The sequence below is a fragment of the Vibrio sp. R11-SG3-ISO3-SZ genome (assembly GCF_059834345.1).
In genome coordinates this window covers 1-8,975 of the sequence record NZ_JCBDGX010000026.1, presented here as the reverse complement: position 1 = coordinate 8,975, position 8,975 = coordinate 1, and the positions used below count along the sequence as shown (strand labels likewise).

The 8,975-nt window shown below is 50.2% G+C and carries 4 protein-coding genes, 1 tRNA gene and 2 rRNA genes; 3 read left to right on the top strand and 4 right to left on the bottom strand.

The window, feature by feature from the left end:
* Window positions 1–1,275 (top strand): magnesium transporter (mgtE, locus tag AC6R1O_RS03465; protein ID WP_500656483.1); only part of this gene is annotated, 1,275 nt, incomplete at its 5' end.
* A 105-nt stretch (window positions 1,276–1,380) separates the two neighbouring features.
* On the opposite strand, the gene metH is transcribed toward mgtE, so the two are convergent.
* Window positions 1,381–5,061 carry a methionine synthase gene (gene metH / locus AC6R1O_RS03460; RefSeq protein ID WP_500656482.1) on the bottom strand — a complete coding sequence of 1,227 codons (3,681 nt, stop codon included), beginning with the start codon at window positions 5,059–5,061 and terminating at the stop codon, window positions 1,381–1,383.
* A gap of 169 nt (window positions 5,062–5,230) precedes the next feature.
* Here metH and AC6R1O_RS03455 point away from each other — a divergent pair, with 169 nt between their 5' ends.
* Together AC6R1O_RS03455 and AC6R1O_RS03450 are read left to right on the top strand one after the other, a co-directional pair.
* A complete protein-coding gene (locus AC6R1O_RS03455) occupies window positions 5,231–6,508 on the top strand; it encodes a cation:proton antiporter (RefSeq protein ID WP_500656481.1) in 1,278 nt (425 codons plus the stop codon).
* Between the two features lie 144 nt (window positions 6,509–6,652).
* A complete protein-coding gene (locus tag AC6R1O_RS03450) occupies window positions 6,653–7,813 on the top strand; it encodes a GGDEF domain-containing protein (RefSeq protein ID WP_500656480.1) in 1,161 nt (386 codons plus the stop codon).
* 343 nt (window positions 7,814–8,156) lie between these two features.
* On the opposite strand, the gene AC6R1O_RS03445 is transcribed toward AC6R1O_RS03450, so the two are convergent.
* The 3 genes from AC6R1O_RS03445 to AC6R1O_RS03435 all read right to left on the bottom strand — a co-directional run.
* Window positions 8,157–8,233: transfer RNA gene (locus AC6R1O_RS03445), tRNA-Asp, on the bottom strand.
* 56 nt (window positions 8,234–8,289) lie between these two features.
* A 5S ribosomal RNA gene (rrf, locus tag AC6R1O_RS03440) occupies window positions 8,290–8,405 on the bottom strand.
* Window positions 8,406–8,568: 163 nt separating this feature from the next.
* Window positions 8,569–8,975 (bottom strand): 23S ribosomal RNA (locus tag AC6R1O_RS03435); the annotation flags it as partial.

Below are 8,975 nucleotides of genomic sequence, written 5' to 3'. Positions count from 1 at the left end.
CATGTCCGTCGCCAATTGCAGGACATGGAACCCGAAGATATCGCCCATCTCCTAGAAGCCTCACCTCGTAAAAGCCGTGAAGTCCTTTGGCAACTCACCGATCCAGAAGATTACGGTGAAATCCTCGATGAGCTAAACGAAGACGTCAAAGACGACTTGGTGTCCAAAATGGCACCAGAAAAGCTCGCCGAAGCCACCGAGGGGATGGACACCGACGATGTCGCTTACGTACTGCGAAGCCTACCGGATGATCTCTCTAGAGAAGTTCTGTCACAAATGGATTCGACAGAGCGTCTGCGCATTGAAACCGCGCTCTCTTACCCAGAGGACTCAGCCGGTGGTCTAATGAATACCGACGTCATCACCATTCGTGGTGATGTCGATGTGGATGTCGTGCTGCGTTATCTGCGCATGAAAGGCGAGCTGCCCGAAGCGACCGATGCCTTGTATGTCATTGATGAAGAGAACCACCTTATTGGTGAACTGCCCATTACCACGCTCATTACGACTCAGCCGGACATCAAAGTTGCCGAAGTGATGGAAGATGCGGATGAGGCTATCGAAGTGACCATGAGTGACTCCGACGTCGCCAGCTTGTTTGAGCGCCGTAATTGGGTCTCAGCGCCGGTTATCGATGAGAACAAACATCTGGTTGGGCGTATTACCATCGATGATGTGGTCGATGTCATCCGAGAAGATGCCGAGCACTCCATGATGAGCATGGCCGGTATGGATGACGACGAAGATACCTTTGCGCCCGTGGTCAAATCAGCCCGTAAACGCAGCATTTGGCTTGGGGCCAATGTGTTGGCGGCGCTTGCAGCGGCCTCGGTCTCGAACATGTTTGAAGCCACTCTCGAGCAGATGGCCGCTATTGCCGTCTTGATGACCATAGTGCCTTCGATGGGCGGCGTAGCAGGCAACCAGACGGTCGCGCTCGTCATCCGTGGCTTGGCATTGGGCCATATCGGTGACGCCAACAAACGTGAACTATTAATGAAAGAAGCCGCCATCGGTCTGCTTAACGGCATTTTGTGGGCATTGATCATCGGCGGGATCGTGATTGCTTGGAAAGGCGACTGGATGCTTGGAGGCATCATCTCTGCCGCCATGCTCACCAACCTGTTTGTTGCCGGTGTTGCTGGCGTGATGATTCCTGTGCTGCTGAAAAAAATGAACATCGACCCAGCATTAGCAGGCGGCATGGCGCTCACCACCGTCACCGACGTCATCGGTCTGTCGGTCTTTTTAGGCTTAGCGACGCTGTTTGTTTAACTTAGCCGCCACCAGATATTCAACAGATATTTCAAAAAGACAAAGCGCGACCCAAGGGCCGCGCTTTTTGTTAGTGACACTCAGCGCAAGCGCTAAGAGAGTAGATTACCCATTGATATTGGGACCAAGCCACTTCTCCGCTTCCAACATGTCCCAACCTTTGCGCTGTGCATAGCTCTCCACCTGATCCTGCTGGATTTGAGCAACGGCAAAGTAGCGCGAGTCAGGGTGAGAGAAGTACCAACCTGAGACAGAAGCGCCAGGGAACATCGCATAGCTCGACGTCAGCGTCATGCCTATGGTGTTTTCAACGTCCATCAGCTCCCAAATTGCGCCCTTCTCTGTGTGCTCAGGACACGCAGGATAGCCCGGTGCAGGACGAATGCCTTGGTATTTCTCGCGAATCAACTCCTCGTTGGATAAGTTCTCATCGGCCGCGTAGCCCCAAATCTCTTTGCGTACCCGCTCATGCAAGTATTCTGCGAAGGCTTCGGCCAAACGGTCTGCCACCGCCTGAATCATAATGGCGTTGTAATCATCCCCTTGCGCTTTGTATTCATCAGCCAACTCACGCTCATTGATGCCACCTGTCACCGCAAACGCGCCAATCCAATCCGCCTTACCGGATGATTTCGGTGCGATGTAATCCGACAAACAGTAGTTGAAACCTTTAGGCTTTTCCGTCTGTTGACGTAAGTTGTGCAACACTTTAGCCACCTCGGTACGCGACTCATCGGTGTACACTTCAATGTCATCACCAACGCTGGCCGCAGGGAACAAAGCACACATGCCGCGGGCTTGCATCAAGCCCTCTTTTTCAACGCGATCCAACAGAGCGTTGGCATCTTCGAACAAGCGTTTCGCCTCTTCACCGACCTCTTCATGGTCAAAAATTACCGGGTATTTACCGACCAAGGACCACGTCATAAAGAATGGCGTCCAATCGATGTACTGGCGCAGCGTTGCAATATCAAAGTCATCAAACACATGCACGCCGGGTTTCGCAGGAACCGGAGGCGTGTAGCTTTGCCAATCAATTGCCACTTTATTGCTTTGCGCCTGCACTAAGCTTACCGGCTTAGTGCGGGGTTTCTTACGGTTATGTTGATCACGCACCACGTCATAGTCCGCTTGCAGCTTTTCAACAAACGCTGGCTTTAACGTCTCAGACAACAGCGAGGAACAGACCCCGACCGCTCGTGAGGCATTATTCACATACACCACAGGTTGTGAGTAATTTTGCTCAATTTTCACTGCGGTATGCGCTTTCGATGTGGTCGCGCCGCCAATCAAGAGTGGCAAATCGAAGTTGAGGCGCTCCATCTCTTTGGCGACATGCACCATTTCGTCCAACGATGGGGTGATCAAGCCAGACAAACCAATGATGTCCACCTTCTCTTCTTTCGCGACTTTTAGGATTTGCTCGCACGGCACCATCACACCTAAGTCGATGATTTCGTAGTTATTACACTGCAGCACCACACCAACGATGTTTTTACCTATGTCGTGAACATCGCCTTTTACGGTCGCCAGCAGAATCTTACCGTTGGTCGAGCCTGCTTGTTTCTCTGCATTAATGTACGGCTCTAGGTGAGCCACGGCTTGCTTCATCACACGCGCGGATTTCACCACTTGAGGAAGGAACATTTTCCCTTCACCAAACAGGTCTCCAACCACGTTCATGCCATCCATCAGTGGCCCTTCGATGACCTCGAGAGGCTTGCTCGCATTGACTCGCGCCTCTTCTGTATCGTCAACAATAAACTCGGTGATGCCTTTCACTAGCGCATGTTCTAAACGCTTTTCAACAGGCCATGTGCGCCATTCCAGTGCTGAGGCATCCTCTTCTTTGCCGACCCCTTTTTCGGCGTATTCGCCGGCAATATCCAATAAGCGCTCGGTAGCATCAGAGCGGCGGTTAAGCACCACATCCTCTACCGCTTCACGCAGCTTGTCTGGGACGTTGTCGTAAATTTCTAACTGACCGGCGTTGACGATGCCCATGTCCATGCCGTTCTTGAAACAGTGGTAGAGGAACACCGCATGAATCGCTTCGCGTACATAGTTATTACCGCGAAACGAGAACGATACGTTGGACACGCCACCTGAAATCATCGCATACGGCAGATCGCGTTTGATGTCTGCTACGGCCTCAATGAAATCAACAGCGTAGTTGTTGTGCTCTTCAATACCGGTGGCCACCGCGAAGATATTCGGGTCAAAAATGATGTCTTCCGGCGGGAAGCCCACTTCGTCAACCAAAATACGATACGCGTTCGTACAGATTTGGAGTTTACGCTCACGCGTCTCCGCCTGACCCACTTCATCAAACGCCATCACAATCACAGCGGCGCCGTAGCGTCGGATCAGCTTGGCCTGCTCAATGAATTTCTCTTTGCCTTCTTTGAGCGAGATCGAGTTAACGATGCCTTTGCCTTGGATGCATTTCAGACCCGCTTCAATCACCTCCCACTTCGACGAGTCAACCATAATCGGCACGCGGGAGATTTCAGGCTCAGAGGCGCACAAGTTAAGGAAGCGTACCATGCAGGCCTGCGCATCAAGCATGCCTTCATCCATATTGATATCGATGATTTGCGCGCCGTTTTCCACTTGCTGACGTGCCACTTCCAACGCTTCATCATACTGCTCTTCTTTAATAAGACGCTTGAATCGTGCCGAGCCCGTGACGTTAGTTCGCTCGCCGACGTTAATAAATAGCGTCTCTTTCTCAATAGTGAGCGGCTCTAACCCTGACAAACGGCACGCGACAGGGAGCTCTGGCAGAGCGCGCGGCGCTACACCATCGACCACACGAGCCATTTCACGAATATGCTCTGGCGTGGTACCACAACAGCCACCAATTAAGTTAAGAAAGCCGCTTTTCGCCCACTCCTCAACATGTTGTGCCATCTCTTGTGGCGACAAGTCATACTCACCAAACGCATTCGGCAAACCGGCGTTTGGGTGCGCCGAGACAAAAGACTCCGAAATACGCGAGAGTTCATCGACGTATGGACGCAGTTCATCAGGGCCAAGTGCGCAGTTCAAGCCAAACGATAACGGTCTAACGTGACGCAGTGAGTTGTAAAAAGCTTCGGTAGTCTGGCCAGAGAGCGTACGTCCAGAGGCATCGGTAATTGTCCCTGAAATCATCACAGGCAGGGTAATGCCGAGCTCTTCAAATACGCAGTCAACGGCAAACGCACACGCTTTGGCGTTGAGGGTGTCAAAAATGGTTTCGATAAGAATCAGATCGCTGCCGCCTTTGATTAGGGCACGCGTCGACTCAGAGTACGCCTCGACCAACTGATCAAAGCTGACGTTGCGATAACCTGGGTCGTTCACATCAGGAGAGATGGAACAGGTGCGGTTGGTTGGGCCCAATACGCCCGCGACATAGCGAGGTTTGTCCGGCGTTTTTGCCGTCCATTCATCGGCCGCCTCACGTGCAAGTTGGGCCGCTGCGAAGTTAATCTCTTCGCTTAAGCTCTGCATGTCGTAGTCGGCCATCGCAATCGTGGTGGCATTAAAGGTATTGGTTTCGAGAATATCCGCACCGGCTTCTAAATAGGCGCTGTGGATCTCTTTGATCAATGCAGGCTGAGTCAACACCAACAGATCGTTGTTCCCTTTTAAATCACAATGCCAATCGGCGAAACACGTACCACGATAATCTTGCTCTTCGAGCTTGTAACCTTGGATCATGGTGCCCATGCCACCATCGATCAAAAGTATCCGTTGTTGCAATTGCGCTTCGATTTGCTGCCTTACATTACTTCCCACAGTACTGCCTCATTCCTTTCGTTATTTCCCCATCCTATCACAGATCAAAAAGGAGTCTAGACGTCTAAACGGTAAAAATACGTCTCACACCACGGGTAAAAATCATTTGCTATTTGAACAAGTCAGTAACAAAATTCTTGTTCATAATTTGTTACATACTGGAACGCTCATGTCAGTCTACTACACACTCTGCTTTTTATCGGCTGCGGCAATGCTGATTGCCTTTGTAAACAGCAAGATAGGTAAAATGCAGACCACCATCGCCATCACAGCGGGCTCTATGGTGCTGTCGTTACTCATTTTGGTTGCAGGCCAAAATGATTGGTTCCAACTGACAGACATTGCGTCAAAGACGGTCGCCAGCATCAACTTCGAAGATTTTTTGTTGAAGGGGATTCTCGGCTTTCTCCTCTTCGCTGGCGGATTGGGTATCAAACTGCCCAACCTTAAAGATCAAAAATGGGAGATCACTGTCTTAGCCTTGGGCGCCACGCTGTTTTCGACGTTCTTCATCGGATTTGGTCTTTATGCTTTTTGCCAATGGCTGCACATTCCGTTTGATCTGGTGTACTGCTTACTCTTCGGGGCACTGATCTCTCCGACGGACCCGATTGCCGTGTTAGCGATCGTCAAAAAGCTCAAAGCCCCCAAACGTATCTCAACCCAAATTGAGGGAGAGTCCCTTTTTAACGACGGCTTTGGCTTGGTCATTTTCGTCACTCTTTACACCATCGCTTTTGGTCACGACACGCCGACACTAGGCAGCGTCACCTTGCTGTTCGCACAAGAAGCGATGGGTGGCATTGTGTATGGCTTTGCCCTAGGGCTCTTGTTCCACTACCTGATCAGCGCGACCGACGATCACTCTATGGAACTACTGCTGACCATCGGCATTCCCACCGCAGGTTATGCCTTTGCCGAGGTTTTGCATGTGTCGGGCCCGTTAGCAATGGTGGTCTCAGGAATCATGATCGGTAACTGGACGCGCTTTATCGGCTTTTCAAAAGAGAGTGAAGATCACCTCGACCATTTCTGGGAGCTGATCGATGAATTCCTCAACGGCGTCTTGTTCCTTTTGATCGGTATGTCGATGTTGCTGTTTGAATTCCATCAAGAAGACTGGATCATGATGGCGGTCGCCGTTCCTTTGGTCTTGCTTTCGCGTTATCTAAGCGTGTTTTTCTCTTACGTAGGGTTTAAGCGCTATCGCACCTACAACCCTTGGTCAGTCAAAATCCTTACCTGGGGTGGCCTAAGAGGTGGATTAGCGCTGGCCATGGCACTCTCCATTCCCTCTGGCATTTGGGTCATTCAAGATAAGCTGATTGACGTTAAAGAGATCATCCTTGTTATGACTTACTCTGTGGTGGTGTTTTCCATCTTAGTGCAAGGCTCTACCATTACCCCAATGGTAGAGAAAGCCAAAAGGGCAGAGAAACAGGCCTAGTGCCCGCAGCAATGTGCATAGATGCCAGCAAAATACGCTGGCATTTTTCTACCTGTATCGGATAAATGACATCCGATTGCAGCTATCGCCAAGCAAAATGTCTACTATAACTCTTCGATAGGCGCCCCCATCTTTGGCTACGTTATGGACAACCTCTCTTTAGACATTCGCACACTTAACTTCACGGTTATCGTCTTCTCCTTTATCTATTCTTCAGGCTTGTTCTTTTATCAAGCCTCGCAGAAACAAGTTCAAGGCCTAAACCGACTGGCCGCTGGCATCTTTATGATTGGCTTAGGGCCGCTGTTTTTAGGTTTTCGAGGAACCGCGCCAGAGTGGCTGACCATAGTGCTCGCCAATACTCTCATCATGCTGGGTTTTCTTTTTACTGTAAAAGGCATCTGCGCGATTCGCGCCTATCACAGTAAAGGAGTACGATGGTTAGAGGGAGCATTGCTGCTAGCAGGTCTACTGTTTGTTTTCTTTACCTATGTAACGCCATCCATCAATGCCCGTATTCTTATCTTAAGCGCCTACCTCAGCGCCTCCTGTTTTTTCGCGGCTTGGGCACTGCTTAAGGGCGAGAAGGACGATGCCAAATTTCCACTTCTCATGATGGTGATCCCATTTGCCAGCTATGGCAGTTTTATGGTGTTTCGCCTCGTCTATACCGCGCTCGGGCCTACGATTAGCAGTTATATGAGTTCTGGACTGATTCATGCCCTGACCTACCTATTCTGCATCATATTAATGGTTGCCATTAGCCTGAGTATGCTATGGCTCATCAATGCAAGATTGCTCGACTCCATCCATCAGTTGTCACAAAAGGATCCACTGACAGGACTCTATAACCGACGAGCGATGGACTCGTTACTGCCTTCTCTAGTTCGTCAATCGAAAGAGGAACATCTGCCCCTTAGCGTGATAATGACCGATATCGATAACTTCAAACAGATTAACGATGAGCTAGGGCATCTGGTGGGAGACAAAACCATTGAGAAAGTCGCCAAGCTTATGCAGCACGCTCTACCCGACTCGGTTTTGGCAATACGTTTTGGCGGTGATGAGTTTATGCTACTGTTACCCAAGCACACAGCGGAAGAAGCGATTCAACAAGCAGAACTATTGAGGCAAAAGGTAGTGCTGAATCCTATCGTCAGTAGTGTTCATCTCGATTGCACCATGAGCTTTGGCGTCGCAGAACTTAAACGCAGTGACTCGGTGGATGACCTACTCTCCAATGCCGATATTGCCCTCTATGAAGCCAAAAATGGTGGACGAAACCAAGTGGTTGTTGCCCAGTGACCGCAACCATTTGTTGAGAAGCCCTACCTATAGAAGGGCTTTTTCACATCTATACCGTCTGTACAAAGGTGACATTCAGAAAACGGGCGCTGCCCCATAGAAACTAGAGACTTCGACTCTGCTGAGAAAACTGAGTTGATGGCAATTTGTATTGCTTTGATGCGAAGAAGCCTACTTTTCTATCTGTAGTAGTGCAGCTTGATACGAGTTGCTGGCTGAGCAGGGGAGAGTAGATGGTCCGGCATTCCGTGGTCTGGCATTCCGGCCCGCGAGAAAATGCACAACACTTTCAGGAGCGTTAAACGTAAAAAAGCCCAGTCTTTCGACTAGGCTTTCTAATAAGTGGCGGAGTGGACGGGACTCGAACCCGCGACCCCCGGCGTGACAGGCCGGTATTCTAACCAACTGAACTACCACTCCGCAGTGGTCTATTTAAAGTCTTATCTAAAACGTGCTTTAAACAGATAATGTTCAAAGCCTGGCGATGTCCTACTCTCACATGGGGAAACCCCACACTACCATCGGCGCTAATTCGTTTCACTTCTGAGTTCGGCATGGAATCAGGTGGGTCCAAATCGCTATGGTCGCCAAGCAAATTTTGTTTAAGTTCCTAGAAGCTGAGTGACCCTAGTTCCTAGAACTTAATAATTCGGAAAGCTGTGTTTATCGTTTCTAGCTACTAGGAACTAGTCACTCGTCTCTTTTACACATTCAATGTTCTTTCATTGAGTCCATCAAAACCCTTTGGGTGTTGTATGGTTAAGCCTCACGGGCAATTAGTACAGGTTAGCTCAACGCCTCACAGCGCTTACACACCCTGCCTATCAACGTTCTAGTCTCGAACAACCCTTAAGGGCACTTAAAGTGCCAGGGAAGACTCATCTCAGGGCTCGCTTCCCGCTTAGATGCTTTCAGCGGTTATCGATTCCGAACTTAGCTACCGGGCAATGCGATTGGCATCACAACCCGAACACCAGAGGTTCGTCCACTCCGGTCCTCTCGTACTAGGAGCAGCCCCCTTCAATCTTCCAACGCCCACGGCAGATAGGGACCGAACTGTCTCACGACGTTCTAAACCCAGCTCGCGTACCACTTTAAATGGCGAACAGCCATACCCTTGGGACCGACTTCAGCCCCAGGATGTGATGAGCCGACATCGAGG